15 protein-coding genes are annotated in these 19,748 nt (G+C 41.3%); 9 read left to right on the top strand and 6 right to left on the bottom strand.

Going from position 1 to position 19,748, the window contains the following annotated elements; translation table 11 throughout:
- On the bottom strand, nucleotides 1-3,047 hold a 3,047-nt coding region (locus Q8P86_01780), incomplete at its 3' end, for a hypothetical protein (protein MDP3996406.1).
- Nucleotides 3,048-4,371: 1,324 nt separating this feature from the next.
- Nucleotides 4,372-6,828, bottom strand: coding sequence for an O-antigen ligase family protein (locus Q8P86_01775; protein MDP3996405.1), 2,457 nt, complete (start codon nucleotides 6,826-6,828; stop codon nucleotides 4,372-4,374).
- Between the two features lie 371 nt (nucleotides 6,829-7,199).
- Here Q8P86_01775 and gmd point away from each other — a divergent pair, with 371 nt between their 5' ends.
- The 9 genes from gmd to Q8P86_01730 all read left to right on the top strand — a co-directional run bounded on the left by gmd (nucleotide 7,200) and on the right by Q8P86_01730 (nucleotide 16,299).
- A complete protein-coding gene (gene gmd, locus Q8P86_01770) occupies nucleotides 7,200-8,234 on the top strand; it encodes a GDP-mannose 4,6-dehydratase (protein ID MDP3996404.1) in 1,035 nt (344 codons plus the stop codon).
- A gap of 119 nt (nucleotides 8,235-8,353) precedes the next feature.
- A complete protein-coding gene (locus Q8P86_01765; protein MDP3996403.1) occupies nucleotides 8,354-9,283 on the top strand; it encodes a GDP-L-fucose synthase in 930 nt (309 codons plus the stop codon).
- A 97-nt stretch (nucleotides 9,284-9,380) separates the two neighbouring features.
- Nucleotides 9,381-10,220 carry an NAD(P)-dependent oxidoreductase gene (locus tag Q8P86_01760; GenBank protein MDP3996402.1) on the top strand — a complete coding sequence of 280 codons (840 nt, stop codon included), beginning with the start codon at nucleotides 9,381-9,383 and terminating at the stop codon, nucleotides 10,218-10,220.
- A 198-nt stretch (nucleotides 10,221-10,418) separates the two neighbouring features.
- Entirely contained in the window at nucleotides 10,419-10,667 is a 249-nt protein-coding gene (locus Q8P86_01755) for a helix-turn-helix domain-containing protein (GenBank protein ID MDP3996401.1), read from the top strand.
- 155 nt (nucleotides 10,668-10,822) lie between these two features.
- Nucleotides 10,823-11,641, top strand: a complete 819-nt coding sequence (locus Q8P86_01750) for an ABC transporter permease (GenBank protein ID MDP3996400.1) — start codon at nucleotides 10,823-10,825, stop codon at nucleotides 11,639-11,641.
- Between the two features lie 103 nt (nucleotides 11,642-11,744).
- On the top strand, nucleotides 11,745-13,004 hold the full coding sequence (locus Q8P86_01745; GenBank protein MDP3996399.1) for an ABC transporter ATP-binding protein: 1,260 nt from the start codon (nucleotides 11,745-11,747) through the stop codon (nucleotides 13,002-13,004).
- Nucleotides 13,001-13,855, top strand: coding sequence for an FkbM family methyltransferase (locus tag Q8P86_01740; GenBank protein ID MDP3996398.1), 855 nt, complete (start codon nucleotides 13,001-13,003; stop codon nucleotides 13,853-13,855). Before Q8P86_01745 ends, Q8P86_01740 begins: the two co-directional genes overlap by 4 nt.
- A 5-nt stretch (nucleotides 13,856-13,860) precedes the next feature.
- Complete coding sequence (locus Q8P86_01735; GenBank protein MDP3996397.1) at nucleotides 13,861-14,871, top strand: hypothetical protein; 1,011 nt, start codon at nucleotides 13,861-13,863, stop codon at nucleotides 14,869-14,871.
- A gap of 138 nt (nucleotides 14,872-15,009) precedes the next feature.
- The gene (locus Q8P86_01730; protein MDP3996396.1) at nucleotides 15,010-16,299 is read left to right on the top strand and encodes a CDP-glycerol glycerophosphotransferase family protein; all 1,290 of its coding nucleotides are present in this window, start codon (nucleotides 15,010-15,012) and stop codon (nucleotides 16,297-16,299) included.
- Nucleotides 16,300-16,371: 72 nt separating this feature from the next.
- Here the strand turns inward: Q8P86_01730 and Q8P86_01725 are convergent, their stop codons facing one another.
- The 4 genes from Q8P86_01725 to Q8P86_01710 are packed head-to-tail and all read right to left on the bottom strand — an operon-like array spanning nucleotide 16,372 to nucleotide 19,747.
- Nucleotides 16,372-17,436: a glyceraldehyde 3-phosphate dehydrogenase NAD-binding domain-containing protein gene (locus tag Q8P86_01725; protein MDP3996395.1), complete on the bottom strand. Its 1,065-nt coding sequence runs from the start codon at nucleotides 17,434-17,436 to the stop codon at nucleotides 16,372-16,374.
- Nucleotides 17,429-17,902: a VOC family protein gene (locus Q8P86_01720; GenBank protein ID MDP3996394.1), complete on the bottom strand. Its 474-nt coding sequence runs from the start codon at nucleotides 17,900-17,902 to the stop codon at nucleotides 17,429-17,431. The genes Q8P86_01725 and Q8P86_01720 overlap by 8 nt, the downstream gene beginning before the upstream one ends.
- Nucleotides 17,862-19,007, bottom strand: coding sequence for a 3-dehydroquinate synthase family protein (locus Q8P86_01715; GenBank protein ID MDP3996393.1), 1,146 nt, complete (start codon nucleotides 19,005-19,007; stop codon nucleotides 17,862-17,864). Before Q8P86_01715 ends, Q8P86_01720 begins: the two co-directional genes overlap by 41 nt.
- Nucleotides 19,004-19,747, bottom strand: coding sequence for an SDR family NAD(P)-dependent oxidoreductase (locus Q8P86_01710; protein ID MDP3996392.1), 744 nt, complete (start codon nucleotides 19,745-19,747; stop codon nucleotides 19,004-19,006). Before Q8P86_01710 ends, Q8P86_01715 begins: the two co-directional genes overlap by 4 nt.
- Between the last annotated feature and the right edge of the window lies 1 nt (nucleotide 19,748).

The following is a 19,748-nucleotide window of genomic DNA, read 5'->3' as shown; positions in this document are numbered from 1 at the left end:
TCAATCCAGCTTACTTTTCCTGAATTTTCGGGGAATGAAAGCGCGCCGAGTTCCAATGAATCTACGGATGTTATTCCCGAATACCAGTCGTAGTTTAATCCTCCGTTTCCGACACTCAACCCTCCCGCAAAAGTAGAAGTGGCAATAGTTGAAGTGGCATGGAAATACTCGGCGACAACAGGGCCGACGACGGAAAGTTTGGCGTAGGGGGTAGTAGTGCCCACACCGAGGTTTGTGCCATCAAAAACAAAATTGGAATTTGATGTCAGAGTATCGGCCGAGCTGGTGTAAAGGAGAGTGTTCGTCCCCCCAAATGTCGTAAGTCCCGTTCCTCCTTTAGCCACGGAGAGTGTTCCTGAGATGGTGGAGAGTGTGGTGGTGGCGACCCAAGCGGGTACTCCGTTTGACACGCCGAGAACGAAGCCACCTGTGCCGATGCCGAGTTTGGACAGAGAGTTGGAAGAGTCGGAATACAGAATGTCGCCTTCTGTGTAGGAAGATTGTCCCGTGCCTCCGGAGGTCTCCGCGAGAGCCGAGGCCAAAGTAAGTACGCCGGCTGAATTGAATGTTGAAGTGGCTGTGGCGCCAAAGTATGCAGTGTCAAAGACAGAAAGACGGGTGGTGGACGCTTGAGAGAAGATTTGGAGAGCAGACCATGTGTTGGCGTTTGTGAGGTTCAAAGACGCGACGACGTCGCCTGTTGTCGGGTCAATGGTGAGAGTGCCGTCGGAATTGGAGACGGATGAGATATCGCCTCCTCCTCCACTGCCTGAAATACAAGTACCATTTATCGCGAAACATCCCGAAGCGAGGTTTATGCCTCCTGTGGAGTTCCAAGTTGAAGTGGCTGTGGTGAAGTTGATGCCTGAAGTGTCTCCGACTGAAAGAAGAGAGCCGGGGGTGGTGGTGGCGATGCCGACAAATCCCGAACTCCAGTCGTACACAAACCCGCTTGTATTTATCGTAAATCCTCCCGCGAAAGTAGAAGTCGCCGTGGAAGATGTGGCGGTGAAATAGCTACCGATGATGTTGTTGCCGAGAATGTCTCCCGCTACAGAAAGTTTTTGGCCGGGGGTGGTGGTGCCAAGGCCTAATAACCCATTGGTATTGTCCCAGAACAGATTGGCGGATGTCTCGGATACTTCCGTTCCCGTTCCTGCGTAATATGCCAGCCGTCCTGATGTTCCGGAATTTACGGTGCCGGAGCCACTTCCTCCACTGCCTGAGATACAAGTCCCATCAATGGCGAAACATCCTCCTTCTATATCTATTCCGGCCACCAAAGTGGAAGTGGCCGTGCCGGTTACCGTGAGTGCCCCACCGACAGAAATATTACCGGTAAAAGTACCTGTTGAACCTGTAATAGTAGCACCCCTTATCGTGGGCGTTTCCAAATCCAAATCCTTCAGATGTTCTATGCGTCCCATCGTGCCGACTGTGTTGTACACGTTGTTTATATAAGTAGCGTTGCCGGAGGTAGACGTTTGGGCTTTAGATATATCAATTGAAATTGTCGCCAATCTATCTTCTATTTCTTTTATGACGCTGTTAAACTTGTCCACCGTGATACCGCTGTAAGTGACGTTCTCTGTAACCTGACGGATAATGGTCTGCGGTTTTTCTACTACAGTCACGGACGAAGATGTTGTTTGATTTTTTGAATTTGTGGCAACTTTGACTTTATCATCGGCGTCTTTTTTCGCCTGTTCATTTTCAGAAGGACTTTCGGAAGCGAAGATTTTTTCTTCCTCCTCGCTCTCTTTTTGTTGGCCACCGAAAAGTCCTGCCACAAAATCACGTACTGTGCCGAAAAATCCGCGAAGTCCTCCGGTAGCGGAAGAGGCCGTAGAAGATAAAGAAGACCTCGCCATCGTTTTGGCTTGGTTCAAAAAAGAATGCCGGGCATTGTAAATTCCCCGATAGGCGTTTTCAAACGAAGAGACGACCGATTCAGAGGCCGAAGACACGAAACGTAAATAAGAGGATGAAGCATTTTTAGAAATTGTCCATGTTGTCAACAAAGCGACGCGACCGGTTTTTTCAAAAGCCAATTTCGGGTTATCGTAAATTTCCGACACCGACTCGGAAAGTTCATCGTATTTATCAAGCGAATATACAGCGCTCGTCATAAGACCTGTTTCAAAATACAAAGGAACGCGAGAAGCGAATACGTAGGTCTCTTTTACTATCCTCTCCGTCGCGACAAAAGAAAAATCATAAAAAGAAGATGCTCGGTCTGCTCCATTTTTCACCACAGCCAAAATATATTCAGTTTTTTCCTTCAAATAATTCCCTGCCACGAAAGGAATGACTATCAATACAACCGCCATAGCAAAGGCAGAGGTCTTTTTGAATAAATCTCTATAAACAAAATTTCCGGAACGGGAAATAGGAGCTTTTTTGGCGTCGGAAAACTTACCACTGAATTTTTTAAACTCAAACGTTGGAGGTATGACACCCCAGACCGCGGGGTTCGTTTGCTTTCCAATAACCGGCAAGAGCGGACGCTCGTCTTTGGAGTATTTATAGACCCTACTTTTTTCATCTTCCACCCTATCGTTATTTCGGGCGTTATCTCGGGTATCCGAGATAGCGTCCGAGATATCTTTAAATACAAGGGGCTTATGGGACTCGCCCGAAAGGACATTCGTATGATATTTGGCATCATCATGTTTGGCGGAAAAAATCTCTTGAGCAAATTCGTCTTTTTGGCGCGACTCGCCTCCTTCGCCACCCGCCCCCTCTCGTATACCCGAAGCATTTTTCAACCCTCCGGACTCATCAGGAATGGACTCCCCACGAACTTCAGCGTCATGTGTGCCTGCGAAAATTTTTCCGACGGAATGATGTTTTTCATGTGAGTCGTTTTCATTTTTGTGAGCGAGAATTGAACTCTCGGAAACGTACCCAACACGTCCGACTCTCCTGCCCTCCACTTTTGCTTGACGGCAAAGTTGCCCAACGTAGTCGGAAGTATACTTAACAAGTCGCGCGGCTTCGCGTGATGACAGGAATTTTTTGTTGTCAAAAATTATTTCCGACTGCATTTTTTTATTTCAAATTCGTAAACTAATTTTATAATTTTATTCGCGTCAAAGTAAAGAGAAACTGTGGAAAAATAACAACTTCTCGGACAAGCGAGAACCATAAACAATTTCTAAAAAGTTCTCCAAATTTTTGTAAAAACGTAATGCCTAAAAAATTTTATTCCCATTCCCAAACCAAGAAAAAAGTTGTCAAATATTAAAAATGTAAAAAAGGAGAAAATGTAGGTTTAGATGAATATTTTTTATAAAGATTAATAGAGGTCTATAGAGTTAATATTAATATATATTCCTGTTTATCAATGTTTAGTAGTATAAAATGGCCAAGTTGCAACCCAAATATTTTTGAATGTCCTTCTCACTTTACAGACACGCGACAACAGATATTTGCCTAAACTGTATTTACGTTGCCTAAATTTGTTGTAACGGCAATTTTTAATTTAAGCGCCAGTGGCTTAACATAGTTTGACATAACTTCTTTATTGTTTTTGAACTTTTTTACGATGATTTTTAGCTCATGATTTGCATTTTACAGTCGCCTTATTATTTTTTTGTTTTTAAGATTTTAGAAATTTTTTTTCAGCAGTGCGGAAAACTTTGACTTATTTTTCAGAGAAGCACAGCAAGGTTGCCAAAAAAAATAAAGCAAATTTATTTTTTTGCGTAACGCTTACATATGCAGATACTTTGTCGCAAATATGACTTTGGGTTATTTTAGTGTTCGTCCGAAATGCAGACCAAGTCATAATTTTCTGTTTCAACAATCAAGAAGCTAAAGCGAGTAATGTCCATGCCCGAAAAATACTTTTGACTTCCCGAGTTATAGAAAGCCCCGTTAGAAACGAAGTTTCTAACGGGACGAAGGGGAGGGATTTTTAATTCCTCCGTCATATAAGAATAGCAGAAAAAATTTTCAATTTTGCAATTTTCGATCAAATCCCGAAATTTTCAATGCATCAAATTCGTAAGCAGTATTCGTCCCTCTTTGCTTGTTTGTTTGAAAATTGATTTATTGAAAATTGATTGAAAATTGAAAATTGAAAATTCTTCCCCCCCTTTTTTTTCCGCAAATCCTCCATCATCAGAATCCCTCAATTTCACTCGAGATAAATGACCACCATCCTTTAGCGCAAATCCCCCAAGGCAACCCCCTTTACGAAAGGGGGAATAGGAGGAATAAGATTTAAGAAAGGAAAAATCAGAAAAAAGAGAGAACTACGTGTGTCCTCACATACACTAATTAGTGTATGTGAGGACATTAAAGAATTATTTACATTCCATCAATGGAACGCGAGTATTTCCCTGCCGGAGAAAAATTTAGGCAGACCTACCTAAGTCCGTTTATCTTATCCTGATACTCCCCCGCTTTGGAAGGCGCGAGTTTTTTAAGTTCTTGAAGTTGGGCTACGGCTTCGGCTTTTCTACCGGTTTCGGCATAGGCATCGGCAAGCATTTCACGATAGTCAATCAGTGAAGGGTTGGCCTCAAGCGCTTCTTCTAAAAGTTCAATGGCCTTGGAGAAGCTCTTCACCGCATAATAGGTCTGCGCGAGACGAATGTCTGAAACAAAGACGGTGCCTGTCTTTGCGTCTTCTTCCCTCATTTGAGAGACGAGACGATCGGCCAGTTGCGTTTTACCAGCGTAAACGGCTCCGACGGCGTAGACGACTTGCGACTCGCGTGAAGACGTCGCCAGATTGTATGCCAATTCAAAAGAAGAAAGGGATTTTTCAGTCCTACCGAGAATGAGTTCCGCCACACCCCTTTGAATGAGAAGCGACTGTTTGTTTGGCGAGAGTTCCACGGCTCTTGAGAAGGCCTGAAGCGCCCTGCCCGCCTGTCCCAAGTTCTGATGAAAGTATCCTTTAAACATCCACAGACGGGGGTCGTTAGGATTTCCCTCTATTTCCTTGTCCAAAAGTTTTTCCGTGAAATCCAAAAAATCACTTCTTCCTTTCGAATCAGAGTAACCTGCTATTTGAGCGGCCAAAGACATGGTCTGTTCAACCACTTCCTGCCTGCCTGTAGTGTCAAACGAATAGGCCTTCTCAAGAAGAGCGATGTTTTTATCCACCCCCCCCTGCTGCGGTCTAGTGGCCTTTACGAGAGTACCCGAAGCCAAAGCTCCCTTTGCCACAAAAAACCAGAAACTTAAAACGAAAATAGCGACAACAGTCGCGAAAGAAAAGGCAAAGCGCCTTCTTGCCACCTCCCAAAACTTGTCCAAATAACTTTTCTCTTCGCCATAAACTGAATGCAAATAAGCCAAAACAGAAAAAAACATTATGTAGCTTAAAAGGTTGTCAAAAACAAAAATACTTTGAAAAGCGTAGGCGCCAAAAAGTCCCGTCATTATCGCCGCTTCCGTATGGTCAAACGTTTTCTCTCGTCTCGGCGAAAAAAACGAAACGAATTTGGCCCAAAACCCCGTAACGTCTGTCTTGTGCCTATCCCATAAATAATAGAGGGCAAAAAAGAAAAGCGACAAATATGAAAAGAGTCCCAAAATCCCACCGGCTATAAGCCAATCAAGAAAAGTGTTATGAGCGCGGTCAAACCACTGCTCCTGATTATAAAGAGTCGGGTCGTAGTATTTGTTGAAGACATGATTGAAACTTTCCTGACCCCAGCCCAGAACCGGCCGTTCTTTCGCTCCTTTTAAAGCTATTTCCCATATGGTAAATCTGGTACTTCCCTCTTTGAGGGTTATGCTGGAGAGCCGAGAAAGGACTGCGTTATTTTTTACAAACGCAGTGTCTTTTAGAACTATAAAACCTGAAATGCACAAAATCAAAACAGTCAAAACGACAATCGCCGATTTTCTCAAGTTCTTACGAACTTTTTCAAACAGGGCTATTGCGACCGTGGACAAAAGAATCCCGCCGACAAGCCCCAATACAGCCCCACGAGTGGCGGTGTTAAACAAAACAAATACGAACACGGAAATCAAGACCCCGTATCCCGATATGATGATCCATTGCTTCAACTTTTCTCCAAACGCTTCTCTCTTTATATATAGATAGATAACCGAAATCAAAACGACCAAAGATAAAAGAAACAAGAACTTCATGGCGGGACCGGTAAAAAGAGGAACCGCCCCTTCCGCCCCTTCTTTTATCAGTTGGTCACGATAGTAGAAAGGATAAGCGAGAAACAAAGTGGCTCCTAAAGCGTACGACTGCAGTATGGAGAAAAACTTATCACCCCGACTTATGAGCGAAGACGAAAGCATAAAAAAAGAGATGAAGATCAGGAAAAGCAAAAACACAGCCAAGTATATGGCATTGCCGAAAGTGGCGTCCACGCGCATTCCCCCTTGGTTTATTACAAGTTCTCCGTAAAGCTGTACTAAACCGTAAAGGGAAACGAAAAGACCGACTCCGAGGAAAGTGTGAAAAAACTTTGCCCAAGACAGGTGGGTTTTAAGTAGAGAGCTTGAAACGACGAAAAATCCGAAAAGATGCAAAATCAAAAACCACCCCTCCATCCTTTCAAAATTTGACCAGAAACTTTTAAATACATTGGCGCTCAATAGGTCGGCGACGAAAATGATAGAGATAAAGGCAAGCGCCGACCACATTATCCCAGACCATTTGGGGCGGTATGACGGTTCCCTTATCGCGAGGATTAGCCACGCGACAGAGGAGATCTCCACAAGCAGGCGGAAAGCGTAACCTTTGCCTGTTATAAAAGGAAAAAAGAAAGACGATTCAACAACAAGTGGCACAAATGGCACAAGAAAAAGAGAACCCAAAGAAATGAATTTAAGGATTTTGTTTGTCATGGTGATAATAATATAACATAATCAAAGAAAGTTTTTTATTTAAAATAGAACTTACGCATTTTTTTGAATTCTCCCTTTTGTAAAGGGAGAACCGCCTTCTTAGGCGGGGAGGGATTTTTTCTCTTAAATCCCCCGTCCTCGGCGACTCGGACACCCCCTTTAGGAAAGGGGGAATAAGAAAAACAATAAATTGCATATGCCGGCTTCGGCGAAACGAGTAAAAGGAGGGAAAAGCCACTTTTGGGGAATGAGCAGTTACAACCTAAATATGCTAAAATAGAGCGAAAAATGCGATAGAGATATTGTACATGTTTTTAAGTGTCGTAATTATTGAGAATATTTCATATTCACGGAAAGAGTATGCATAAAAAATGAAAAAAGCGTTAATAACAGGAATAACCGGTCAGGATGGCTCCTACCTTACGGAACTTTTGCTTGAAAAAGGTTACGAGGTGCACGGAGTAATAAGAAGAGCCAGCTCTTTCACCACATCTCGCATAGACCACCTATACAAAGACCCGCACGTAAACGGAGTGAAGCTCTATTTGCATTACGGCGACTTGGCTGACAGTAGCAATATAAATAGAATGATTGAAAAGATAAATCCGGACGAGATATATAACTTGGGTGCGCAAAGTCATGTCAAAGTCAGTTTTGATATACCCGAATACACCGGAGATGTAACAGGACTTGGCGCTTTGCGAATATTGGACGCGATAAAAGGAAGCGGAATAAAGACAAAATTCTATCAGGCCTCTTCAAGCGAAATGTTTGGTAAGGTTTTGGAAACCCCCATAAAAGAGACCACGCCTTTCTATCCCCGATCTCCTTACGGATGCGCGAAGGTCTATTCGTACTGGATAACCAAAAATTACAGGGAGTCGTACGGGATTTTTGCCTCAAACGGAATACTTTTTAATCACGAGTCCCCACGCAGAGGAGAAACATTCGTAACAAAAAAAATCACCAGAGGACTCGCTAGAATAAAACTCGGAAAAGAGAAAAAACTTTATTTGGGAAACCTGGACGCCAAGCGCGACTGGGGTTTCGCCAAGGACTATGTCTACGGCATGTGGCTAATGCTCCAGCACGATAAACCGGATGATTTTATTTTGGCAACGGGAGAATGCAGAAGCGTACGAGAATTTGTAGAAGAATGCGGAAAGTTTTTTGGCATGGATATTCAGTGGCAAGGAAAAGGCACGGAGGAAAAAGGAGTTGACGCCAAAACGGGAGAGATAATCATAGAAATAGACCGCGCGTATTTCCGGCCGGCTGAAGTTGATATCCTGCTCGGAGACGCGAGCAAGGCGCGAAAAGAGCTCGGATGGAAACCGGAAGTGAATTTCAAAGAGTTGGTGAAAATAATGGCCGAAGCGGATCTGAAAGAAGAATCAAAAAAATAATCCGCCTCTCTGACTTTCCGGACTTTTGACTTTTTGACTTTACGGACTTTCTTACTTTAAGAACTTTATGAACTTTACGGACTTTCTGACTTTATGGACTTTATGAACTTTCTTACTTTATGCACTTATCATCTAAAATTTACGTTGCCGGACATAGAGGACTTGTAGGTTCCGCGCTGGCGCGACTTATTAAAAGGCGCGGATACCATAACCTGATACTGAAAACACGGCAGGAACTTGACCTATGCGACCAGAGGTCCGTCGCGGATTTTTTCTACAAGGAAAAACCCGAATATGTTTTTATGGCCGCCGCCAAGGTGGGAGGAATACTGGCCAACAAAAAAACTCCCGCTGATTTTATTTACCAAAACCTATGCATACAAAACAACATAATCCAAAGCTCTGCCCTAAACGGGGTTAAAAAACTTATTTTTTTGGGAAGCTCCTGCATTTACCCTCAAAAATCGCCACAACCTATCAAGGAAGAATATTTGATGACTGGTCCGCTTGAAGAAACGAACGAATCGTATGCAATCGCAAAAATAGCGGGAATAAAGATGTGCCAATCATACAACAGACAATATGGCACCAATTTTATTTCCGCCATGCCGACAAATTTATACGGTCCAAATGACAGCTTTGATTTGGAAAATTCGCATGTGCTCCCCGCCCTGCTTCGTAAATTTCACGAAGCAAAAATAAACGGCGAAGAAAAAGTGTTGTTATGGGGGACAGGCCAATCCAAGAGAGAGTTTTTACATGTTGATGATTTGGCCGAAGCATGTCTGTTTTTAATGGAAAAATACGATGACTCGGAAATAATCAATGTCGGAACCGGAAGCGATATATCCATTGCGGAATTGGCTAAAATGATAAAAGAGGTAGTCGGGTTTGAAGGAGAAATAGAATGGGACAAATCCAAACCGAATGGTACGCCAAGAAAACTCCTTGATGTCTCCAAAATTAACGCTCTTGGCTGGAAAAGCAAAATAGGATTAGCCGATGGGATCGCTTCTACTTATGCGTGGTATGTAAATAGCTTAAAGTAACATAGTCGAAAGTCCTTAAAGTCTGACTTTATGGACTTTACGGACTTTCTGACTTTATGGACTTTAGCCACTTCTCTTGATAAACTGCTTTTAATATATGAAAAAAGAAAAAATGCCCAAGACCTTAATTACGGGCGCGGGGGGCATGGCTGGCTCATACATTGATTTCGGCATAAAAACCAGCCACGCCACGCTTGACGTCACCGACCTTAAGTCGGTGATGAAGGCCGTAAAACATCACAAACCGAAAGTTATTATTCACTTGGCAGCCATGACGGACCTGGACGCGGGCGAAATCAATCCTTCTTTGGCCTACCTTGTGAACACTATTGGAACCTATCATGTGGCTTTGGCCGCGAGAGAAGTGGGTGCGAAGCTTGTTTACATCTCCTCAATCGGGGTCTTTGACGGTACAAAAAAAGGACCTTACGCGGAGAATGACGTTCCCAATCCTCAAAATGTTTACGGTCATTCCAAATACGCTGGAGAACTCATCGTCCAAGGCATGCTCAAAGACCATATTATCGCGAGATCCAGCTGGATGTTCGGCGGAGGACCTAAAAAAGACAAGAAGTTCGTGTCAAATATACTTGCCCAGCTTAAGAAAGATGATGTCAGCATAATTAAGGCCCACGCGGACGTATCGGGCTCTCCGACTTTCGGAAAAGATATCATCTCCGCAATCAAGACCTTGATATTGAAAAATAAAAAAGGTGTGTTCCATCTTACAAACGGAGGGTCGTGTAGCAGACTTGATGTGGCAAAACATATAATAGCCAAAATGAAACCTTCGGTAAAAGCCATTCATGTGAAATCGGATTACTTCCACCTTCCCGCCCGTCGCGTAAAGAACGAGTCAGCTACCTCCAAGACGCGCCTTATGAGAGGTTGGAAAGAAGCTCTTACGGAATACTTGGAAACAGAGTGGGGAGAATAGAGTCGAAAGTCCGTAAAGTCCTTAAAGTTAAAAGGAAATAGAATAATAAAAATGTTATGACTTTACGGACTTTATGGACTTTTGACTTTCCGACTTTATGGACTTTATAAACTTTATAAACTTTCGACTTTAAGTACTATATACTGACTCTTTTTGACACCTGTTGACACTTTTACCACTTTGAACTAAAATTGACAGATGAGTGAGGAAATAAAATCTCAAGCCGTATATACGACAGAAGAAACCCAAAAGATTCTGAAAATAAGCAATAGTACCGTAAAACGCCTCTTAAAATGCGGGTTGTTGAGAGCAAACAAAGTCGGAGGGCAATATCGCATATTGGGAAAAGAAATTCTTCGCATTGTTTCTCCCGACCTTGAACAAAGCGCTGTCGGATCATATCTTGCGCTGAAAAAGAAAGTGGTGGATAGAATAAACAGATGGTGAATTAGTCAAAAGTTCATAAAGTCCTTAAAGTTAAAAGTGAAATAGAATAAGAAAAACGTTATCACTTTCTGGACTTTCGACTTTAAGGACTTTAAACTTTATGGACTTTCTGACTTTATGGACTTTATAAACTTTATGAACTTTCGACTCATCCCATGACCACTACAATCATACGGCCCAAAAAAACTTTCACACTGGAAGATATACGAGAGATTTGGAGGTACAAGGAACTGCTATATTTTTTGGCATGGAAAGATATCAAAGTTCGATATAAGCAGACAATCATGGGTGCCGGGTGGGCGATATTCCAGCCATTCGTGGCAATGGTGGTATTTAGCGTTTTCTTTGGAGGACTTTTGAATGTCCCGTCAGACGGCATCCCCTACCCCATCTTCGTTTACACAGGTCTATTATTTTGGCAGTTTTTTTCCAGCGCTCTTTCCGATACCAGCACCATTCTCATATCCAATGCTTCCATAGTCACGAAAGTTTATTTCCCCCGCCTAATTCTCCCTATCGCGAGCGTCCTAACAAAATTTGTTGACTTCGCCATCGCATCGATAATTTTGTTCGGCCTTATGTTTTATTATGGCTACATGCCGACCCTTTCGGGACTTCTTATTATACCCATCCTTCTCCTTATAACCTTTCTGGCTTCGGTTGGCGGAGGACTTTTCTTGGCCTCAATAAATGTAAAGTACCGCGATGTCCGCTACATACTTCCATACTTCATACAAATGCTTCTTTTTGTAACACCGGTCATCTACCCCCCATCTATTGCAGGACAGTACTCATGGGTACTGGCACTAAATCCCATGACGGGAGTTATAAAAGGAGCGAGAGGCGCGCTTTTGGGAACAGAACCTGTCAATTGGCTTCTTCTCGGAATTTCATTCGGCGCGACAGCTCTCCTCTTTATTGTCGGAGTATATTTTTTCAAGAAAACCGAGAGGTACTTTGCGGATATTGTATAAAGAGTTGAAAGTTCATAAAGTTTATAAAGTTCATAAAGTAAGAAAGTCCTTAAAGTCCAGAAAGTCGTAAAGTCAAATCAAAAGAGAAGTCAAAAAGAAAGATATGGAACCGATTATTCAAATAAAAAATATAGGGAAACGTTATAACATAAGCGCAAAGCGCGAGTCGTATATCGCATTACGCGATGTTTTGACGAATATCCTAAAAAAACCACTAGCCTTCCTCAAAGCAAAAACAAGGTCAATTATAAATCACGGCGCCACAGAAGAATTTTGGGCATTAAGGGGTGTCAATTTAGAAATAAAAAAAGGAGAGGTGGTTGGCATCATAGGAGCAAACGGCGCCGGAAAATCCACCCTGCTTAAAATTTTAACGGGTATCACTCCGCCGACCGAGGGCGAGATTGTCATGCACGGACGTGTCGCTTCCCTTCTTGAAGTCGGCACGGGATTTCATCCTGAACTTACAGGAAGAGAGAATATTTTCCTAAACGGCGCGATTCTCGGTATGACTCGGAAAGAAATGCATGCAAAAATCCAAAGCATAATAGAATTTTCCGGTATTGAAAAATTCATAGACACGCCGGTAAAAAGATATTCAAGCGGTATGTATGTCCGCCTTGCTTTCTCCGTTGCCGCCCATTTGGAGCCGGACATCCTCCTTGTTGACGAAGTTTTAGCGGTCGGTGACGCAGAATTTCAAAAAAAATGCCTCGGCAAAATGGAAGAGGTTACGCAAAAGCAAGGACGGACGATTCTTTTTGTAAGCCATAATTTAGGGGCAATTGAGCAGCTCTGCCACAGAACAATTCTCATAGAAAAAGGAAAAGTTCGTATGATCGGCAAAACGAAAGATGTCATTTTAGAATACTTGGCCACCAAAGAATTGCTTCTTAAAACACCGGTTGCCGAACGAAAAGACCGCAAGGGCAGCGGACGTGTGACATTTACGCAATGTGAGACACGGTACGATACGGAAAAAAGAACTCTCAAGTTCAATATCTATTATAAAAACAACGCAGGAGAATCATTCAAAGACGTAAAAATTTCTTTAAACATCCGAGACCAGTACGGAACTCATATTTCAAATGTTACCAATGATGTTCTTGGCCAGCAGATCGATATCGGCCCCAAAGAAGGTGGCATATTGCTTGATATTGAAAAAATCAATCTTTCAACAGGAACTTATTTTGCCGATTTGTTTCTTGCCACAGACACTCACAACTCAGAAATTCTGGATTGGCTGGGAAACGCATGCTCGTTTGAAATAAATAATAATGAGTTCTACACAAGCGGCCGCCTACAGCCGGTTCCCTGCAAAATTCTGTTTGATTTTAAATTTGAAAATAGGGACTCAGTATGAAAAAACTTATTTTAAAAAAGGTCGCGCAACTGGTTAGAAATATCTTCGGCAAAAAAACATTGAGCCGATTCATTTTGTTTCTTTCAAGAGTCGGACAAATCAACCTTTTAACCTTTGCCTACAACGAAATCGGAATCCTGAACCCAGGAAATTACATTGTTTCGGGGGAAAGTTTCGTTATCAAAAATATTCTCAAAAAAGAAACGTCGGGCAAGGAGCAGATATTGTTCGACATAGGAGCAAACAAAGGAAACTATGCCGAGATGCTGTGCAAAGAATTACCTGAGTCAAAAATATTCGCCTTCGAACCTAATTTCAGAGCATATGAAATACTCAAGAGAAAATTTGCAGATAGAACGGTAAAGGTTTTAAATAAGGGCTTGGGATCAGATAAGTCCGTTAAAAAAATATACTCTTACGCGGAAGATTCGGGAAGTTCCCACAGTAGTACATTCAAAGAGGTCTTTACGAAAATACATCAGGTCGAGAATCTGACAGAGATGGACTTCGCTTGCACGACAATTGATGATTTTTGCGCTGAAAACAAGATAGATGAGGTGGATTTTATTAAAATAGACACGGAGGGAGGCGAATTGGACATACTAAAAGGGGCTCGCAGGATGCTCAAGGAAAACAGAATAAAGTTTATTCAATTTGAATTTAATGAAATGAATGTCGTCTCCAGAGTTTTTTTGAAAGATTTCTATGAGATTTTAGGACAATATGAACTGTTCCGACTTCACGAAAAAGGACTGATTCCTCTGGGGTCATATAACCCCAAAAACGAAATCTTTCAGTTTCAAAATATTCTGGCAATCAATCATACAGCCAGTCAAAATTATAAGACCTAAAAACAATGAATGCTAAAATTTTAGACACTCCGGTACTCTTTTTAATTTTCAATAGACCTGACACGACAAGGCAGGTTTTTTCAGCAATCAGAGCTGCCAAACCAAGACAGCTTTTCATTGCCGCTGACGGTCCAAGGAAAGACAAAAAAGGCGAGAGTGAGAAATGTAGGCAAACTCGCGAAATAGCATTGGATATTGACTGGCCGTGCGAAGTAAAAACTCTTTTTAGAGAAAACAATCTCGGATGCAAAATTGCAGTTAGCTCTGGAATAGACTGGTTTTTTGATAATGTCGAACAGGGCATTATTTTAGAAGACGACTGCCTGCCAAACCAATCATTCTTTTGGTTCTGCCAAGAACTTTTAGGAAAATATAAAGACGACTCGAGAATAATGTGCATCGCGGGCATGACATACGTTGAAAAAGAAAACAATCCCAACAGTTACAGTTACCACTTCTGTCGTGTCGGTGGAATCTGGGGCTGGGCTTCTTGGCGACGAGCTTGGAAATTATACGAACTTGAAATGCAGAGCTACCCACAAGCTATTGAGGAACGAGTGTTTGATGACCTGTTTATTGGTGAAAAAGTGCTCAAAAATACATATCTAAGCTGGTTTAAGAATGCTTATCGAAATACATTTACATGGGACTACCAATGGACCTATACTAAAATTATTAACAATTCCATAAATATCATGCCTGCAAAAAATTTGGTCAAAAACATAGGTTTCGGAATAGAAGGTGCTACCAATACGACAAAACCGGACCCTAGGTTTTCGGAGATGATTCAAAAAGAAATGAAATTTCCACTAATTCACCCGAAATTTATAGTCATTGATAGAAAATTCAATTTTTCAAATTTTGAATATACTACTCGAGTACCATTGACTGACAAATTAAATAGGTATCTATATAATCTGCTTTATTATATGAAGTTATTACTAAAAACCATATTACCGGAAAGTGTAGTAGAATTTTTAAAAAATTTAAGAAAAAATGTAAAAAGTACAAAGTAACATATCATAACCGGCACTTTTGATTCACTTTGAAGTGGTTTTCCTAGCATACTAAATACACTATAATTTTTAACGCCAGAGATCAAATGTTGCGAATTTACTTATACAGAAAAATATAAAAGGCACGGTCATCAAATTATGAAAACAATAAGGGAAATATTAAAAAGAATGCCGTTTTTAAAACCTCTTGTAAAAAAAATAAGAGGGTTAAACCAATTTGCAAAAATTTACCTTGCGCAAAAGCAAGTTGAAAAGATTGCCGAATTGAAAATTAAAAAAATCAAGGCCGGCGCTAAAATCAGAGTTGCGTTTTTTATCAGCCAAAAACAGCTCTGGGGTTCACAGACGGTGTACGACAATTTCCTACAAGATAGCATGTTTGAGCCTATTATCGTGGCTTTTCCAAATACGGTAGATAAAATAAACAATAAGAATGTTACTTGCAATGATAATTATGATTTTTTCAGAAGACGAAACATGAAAGTGGTTTACGGGTATGATCCGGAAAAAAACCTTTTCATAACTTTAGATATGATCGATGCAGACATAATATTTTATGACCAGCCTTATCCCGGTCTTCCCGACAATCTTTCATGGAACGAAGCGGTTAAAAACGCTTTGGTATGCTATATACCTTACGGTTATAAAATCGCAAAAAGTTACAATGATCATTTCAACTCTGAACTTACCAATAATTGTTGGAGAGTTTTTGCCGAAAGCGAGTGGCACAAGAGCCAGTTTAAAAAGTTTGGGAAAGATAGGGGTAAAAATGTGGTGGTTTCTGGTTATCCCAAACTGGATGTGTACAATCAAATTAGTGATACGGACGAAAAATTTAAAAGGACTAAAAGCACGATTATCTGGGCGCCTCACTGGTCTTTAAAAGGAGCCGCCCTCAAACATGCGACATTTGACAAAAATTATAAGTTTTTTCTCAAATACGCGAATGAAAATAAAGACATTTCTTGGGTATTCAAGCCACATCAATCATTGAAACATTATTTAGAGGAAATAGGATTCATGACAAAAAATGAAATAGATGACTATTACAAGCAGTGGAGAATATTATCTGGTGAGAGATTCTCTGATGACAACCGCGATTACTTTGAATTATTCAAAAATTCCGACGCCTTGATAACAGACTGCGGCTCCTTTTTGGCGGAGTATCTGCCTACAAAAAAACCGATACTGTTACTTGTTAACGAAGATTCAATGGGATATAACGAGATTGGCGATAAACTTGTAAGCTCCTACTATAAAGCACTTAATGAGAATGACATCAAGTATTTTATTGAGGACATCGTGGTAAAGAAAAACGATTTTTTGAAAGAAAAAAGACTTCAAAACTTAAAACTTGTCCAACCGAATCCCACTGGCGCGGGTAAGTTTATTGTAAGTCATATTAGAAAATCACTGACTGTGCTGTAAATTACGAGCTGGCAGCATGGGGCCTTGATGAACTATACAAGTCAAGTGTATAAAACCGGAATCATATTACAGTTACTTCTGCAAAAGACTGATCACATCAGCAACACGGCTTGCATAGCCCCATTCATTGTCATACCAAAGAATAACTTTAAGATAGTTTTCGTCATTCACGGTAATCCATCTATGATCAACAATGCTGGAATACGGCAATCCTTTAAAATCAATTGACACAAGCGGCTCCTCGTTATTATATATGACATCAAAACGCTGTTTGCGGACGACTTCTTTAAACAATTTCTTTATATCTTCCGTATTTGCCCTTTTCTGCAGTTTAATGGAAACATCAGATGAAGATACGATGGCAGTCGGCACTCTGTATGAAAATGAGGAGAACTTCCCTTCAAGTTCGGGGATAACTTTGCATACCGCTGTCATTGTTGAAGTGGGTTTCGGTAAAAGCGAAAAAGTACTTGCGCGCCCGAAAGTATAATGAGGATTTATATGACCAGGATATGCAAAAGACGGAGATGGCCCATCTAAAAGATTTTGATAAGTAAGCCAAGGGTGAATAGTGGTCAAAAAACCGTGTTGAATACCGAAACGCTGATTAAGCAAATGCAATACGGGTGCAATTGCGTTGGCATCGCATATACTGCTTGAAATAAGGAAATCTTTTTTAGGATTTAGCTTTGATTCGTTGACTCCCATAATTATGGTTTTATCGACTTTCATCTCATTCGGCGAATGCGTCATGATTACGTTATCAATTTTCTTCCTGAGCCCCGAAGCCCTCAAGACATTTTCATATACGCCCGATGAGTCAACTACAATAGACACTCCTTGTTTTTCCCAGGGTACTTCGTCTATATTTTCAGTGTGATATACCGCAATCTTTTTTTTGCCGACAGCAATACCCTCAGGACTATCCGAAATTGGGTCTGGAAAAGTTCCGTACAGAGAATCATATTTCAGCTGGTATGCTATATTCTTGTTGTCGGGGTTTATATCATTTATCGCGGCAACCTCAATATTCGATCTCTTGGCAATCACGCGGAATACGGCTCGACCTATCCGGCCGAACCCGTTAATTCCTATGACTATTTTCCTTCTCTTCAATGATTTTGTTTTTTTATTCATATGTTTCGTTTGAAATAAATTCAATGGTATTTCCTTCCGGATCCTTGGCATAAGCCATTTTCTTTCCTTTGTTCGGGCCTCCGGGAATTGTCGCAAGCGGAGCAACCAGTGTCCCCCCTCCCTTTTTAAAGTTTTCGACAAACTCCAGAATGTTGTTAACATTAAAGCATACATGGGCACTTCCTATTGAAGATGTTTTGGTATCCGAATACTTGCCTGATCCCGGAATATATTCTACCAGTTCTAAAGAACAATTTCCTCCATCCAAGTATGCGATCTTCAACTGCACTCCTTTTATTCCAGTCGCAATCTCCGAAAATTCGCCGCTCCTCAAAGACAGGTCAAGAAGGCGCAGGCCCATAACCTCATTATAAAAACGTGCCAGCTTCTCTACATCTAGAACGGTAAAACTTGAATGATTAATGTTAGTTATTGTCATGATATGTGATAGAAGAATTCTTAACATGCAGCGGCATATTTTTAATCCGCCATGGATATTCTTTCAAAGTTACGCTCAAAAACTCCTCCATGTCTTTCGGCGACACTGAATAAAAATAATTCACTCCTTTTCGGTAGGGCTTTCCGATATCTGTTATTAAAACCAAATTTATCTTGGAATCAGATGATTTTTTATCCCGCCTCATTAAGGCAACGAAGTTTTTTGGCGTGTAAGAAGAATCTATATATACATTAAGACCATTCTTTTTCATACTGGAAATGATGAAGTTGGCGCGACTTTCTTGCATAATTCCCCGTGATACCGCAAACATTAATGCGAGGACGGTGCCTGCAGATATGGCATCGCCATGAAGAACCTTGTGCCGAGACAGTTTTTCTATGGCATGTCCAAATGTATGTCCCAAATTACTTGCCAACGGATGCTTTTTCCTTATTCTGACACGGACATTGATTGTTTCCCCTACCATCTTTTTTAGAAGCTCGTCGGATGTTTTTTTACGGTATTTTTCAAATAGATTAAGAAGGTCAGGAGAATCAAGCAGTCCGTATTTGAAAACTTCCGAAAGTCCTTGACGAGTATAATACGGACTGTGGTCTTTGATAAAATACACATTGTTATATACCACAGATGGATAATAAAAAGTCCCTAAAACATTTTTTGAGTTTTTTGTATTGAGACAAGTTTTGCCGGCAGTAGAAGCGTCTGTTTGTCCTATTAGTGTCGTCGGAACAAGAAACAGAGGCAAACCCCGCATATAGGTCGATGACACAAATCCGGCGAGATCAATGACAATACCTCCGCCTATTGCGATAACAAGATCAAATAATCCAGCGCGGTGTCTTTCTAAAAACTCCACGGCTTTGGGATAAAAGTAAATTGATTTGCTTTCTTCTTTCGCGCTAACTTCAAGAAAAAACATTTTTTTTCTGTGTTCTCCCAGAAGTTTTTTTATCTGATCTCCGTATTTTTTAGATACCTCCTTATCAATCAATATGAAAAAACGCTCCCCTTTTGGATGCCTGAATTCAGCCATGAATTTCATTCCGGGATCGTTATCAATTATGAAAGATACCGGGAATTCGTGAGTATATGTTGTTTTTATTGTTTTCATGCTTCTTCTTGGTTTTGCACAATGTATTTCCCGCCGTCTATAGCCAATACGGCGCCAGTTACATATGACGCCTCATCAGAACACAGAAAAAGAATAGAAGCGGCCACTTCTTCCGGAGTGCCAAATCGTGCCAAAGCTATGGGACGGAGCAAGGTATTTTTTTTGTTCTTTCTTCCATCTTTCGTCATGTCAGTTTCTATAACACCCGGGGCGTACGCATTCACTCGTATGTTTCTTTTACCCCACTCCGCAGCCATGGTTTTCGTGAGGATCTCTATAGCCGCCTTGCCGGCGGCATACACTCCGCTTCCCAGAGAAGGCATGGAAGCCGCGAAAGAAGACGCGTTTACGATAACTCCGCCGTCTTTCATTGTTTTCGCAACCGCCTGAGCCGCAAAAAATGCTCCTTTAAGGTTTACCGAAAAACTTTGATCCCAGCTATGCTCGGTGACATCATATAATTTTGAAGAGGGATATACACCGGCGTTATTCACGAAAATATCAATTTTTCTTTTCTTTGTGAAATTCAAAATCCAATTTTGAAATGAGCCGATGTCTGACACGTCAACATTAAAATGAGAGTATCTTCTTGATGATATTTTGCCTCTTTCCGTTTTAGATATGCCAACAACCTTGGCCCCGGACGCAACAAAACAAGAGGCCGCGGCCGCTCCGATGCCTCGGCTTGCTCCGGTTATAACTACGGTTTTCCCCTTAAAATTAAAAGGTTGTTTTCTCATA

Source organism: bacterium, assembly GCA_030699905.1.
Lineage (GTDB): Bacteria > Patescibacteriota > Minisyncoccia > Phycocordibacterales.
The sequence above is the reverse complement of the archived record's forward strand: the minus strand, read 5'-3'. Positions and strand labels throughout refer to the sequence as shown.

Bases quoted from the DNA above. Each gene is read 5' to 3' on its own strand.
- Q8P86_01735 (MDP3996397.1), top strand. From the start codon at position 13,861: ATGAATGCTAAAATTTTAGACACTCCGGTACTCTTTTTAATTTTCAAT.
- Q8P86_01775 (MDP3996405.1), bottom strand. From the start codon at position 6,828: ATGACAAACAAAATCCTTAAATTCATTTCTTTGGGTTCTCTTTTTCTT.
- Q8P86_01720 (MDP3996394.1), bottom strand. From the start codon at position 17,902: ATGTTAAGAATTCTTCTATCACATATCATGACAATAACTAACATTAAT.
- Q8P86_01750 (MDP3996400.1), top strand. From the start codon at position 10,823: ATGACCACTACAATCATACGGCCCAAAAAAACTTTCACACTGGAAGAT.
- Q8P86_01745 (MDP3996399.1), top strand. From the start codon at position 11,745: ATGGAACCGATTATTCAAATAAAAAATATAGGGAAACGTTATAACATA.
- Q8P86_01715 (MDP3996393.1), bottom strand. From the start codon at position 19,007: ATGAAAACAATAAAAACAACATATACTCACGAATTCCCGGTATCTTTC.
- Q8P86_01760 (MDP3996402.1), top strand. From the start codon at position 9,381: ATGAAAAAAGAAAAAATGCCCAAGACCTTAATTACGGGCGCGGGGGGC.
- Q8P86_01755 (MDP3996401.1), top strand. From the start codon at position 10,419: ATGAGTGAGGAAATAAAATCTCAAGCCGTATATACGACAGAAGAAACC.
- gmd (MDP3996404.1), top strand. From the start codon at position 7,200: ATGAAAAAAGCGTTAATAACAGGAATAACCGGTCAGGATGGCTCCTAC.
- Q8P86_01710 (MDP3996392.1), bottom strand. From the start codon at position 19,747: ATGAGAAAACAACCTTTTAATTTTAAGGGGAAAACCGTAGTTATAACC.
- Q8P86_01740 (MDP3996398.1), top strand. From the start codon at position 13,001: ATGAAAAAACTTATTTTAAAAAAGGTCGCGCAACTGGTTAGAAATATC.
- Q8P86_01765 (MDP3996403.1), top strand. From the start codon at position 8,354: ATGCACTTATCATCTAAAATTTACGTTGCCGGACATAGAGGACTTGTA.
- Q8P86_01730 (MDP3996396.1), top strand. From the start codon at position 15,010: ATGAAAACAATAAGGGAAATATTAAAAAGAATGCCGTTTTTAAAACCT.
- Q8P86_01725 (MDP3996395.1), bottom strand. From the start codon at position 17,436: ATGAATAAAAAAACAAAATCATTGAAGAGAAGGAAAATAGTCATAGGA.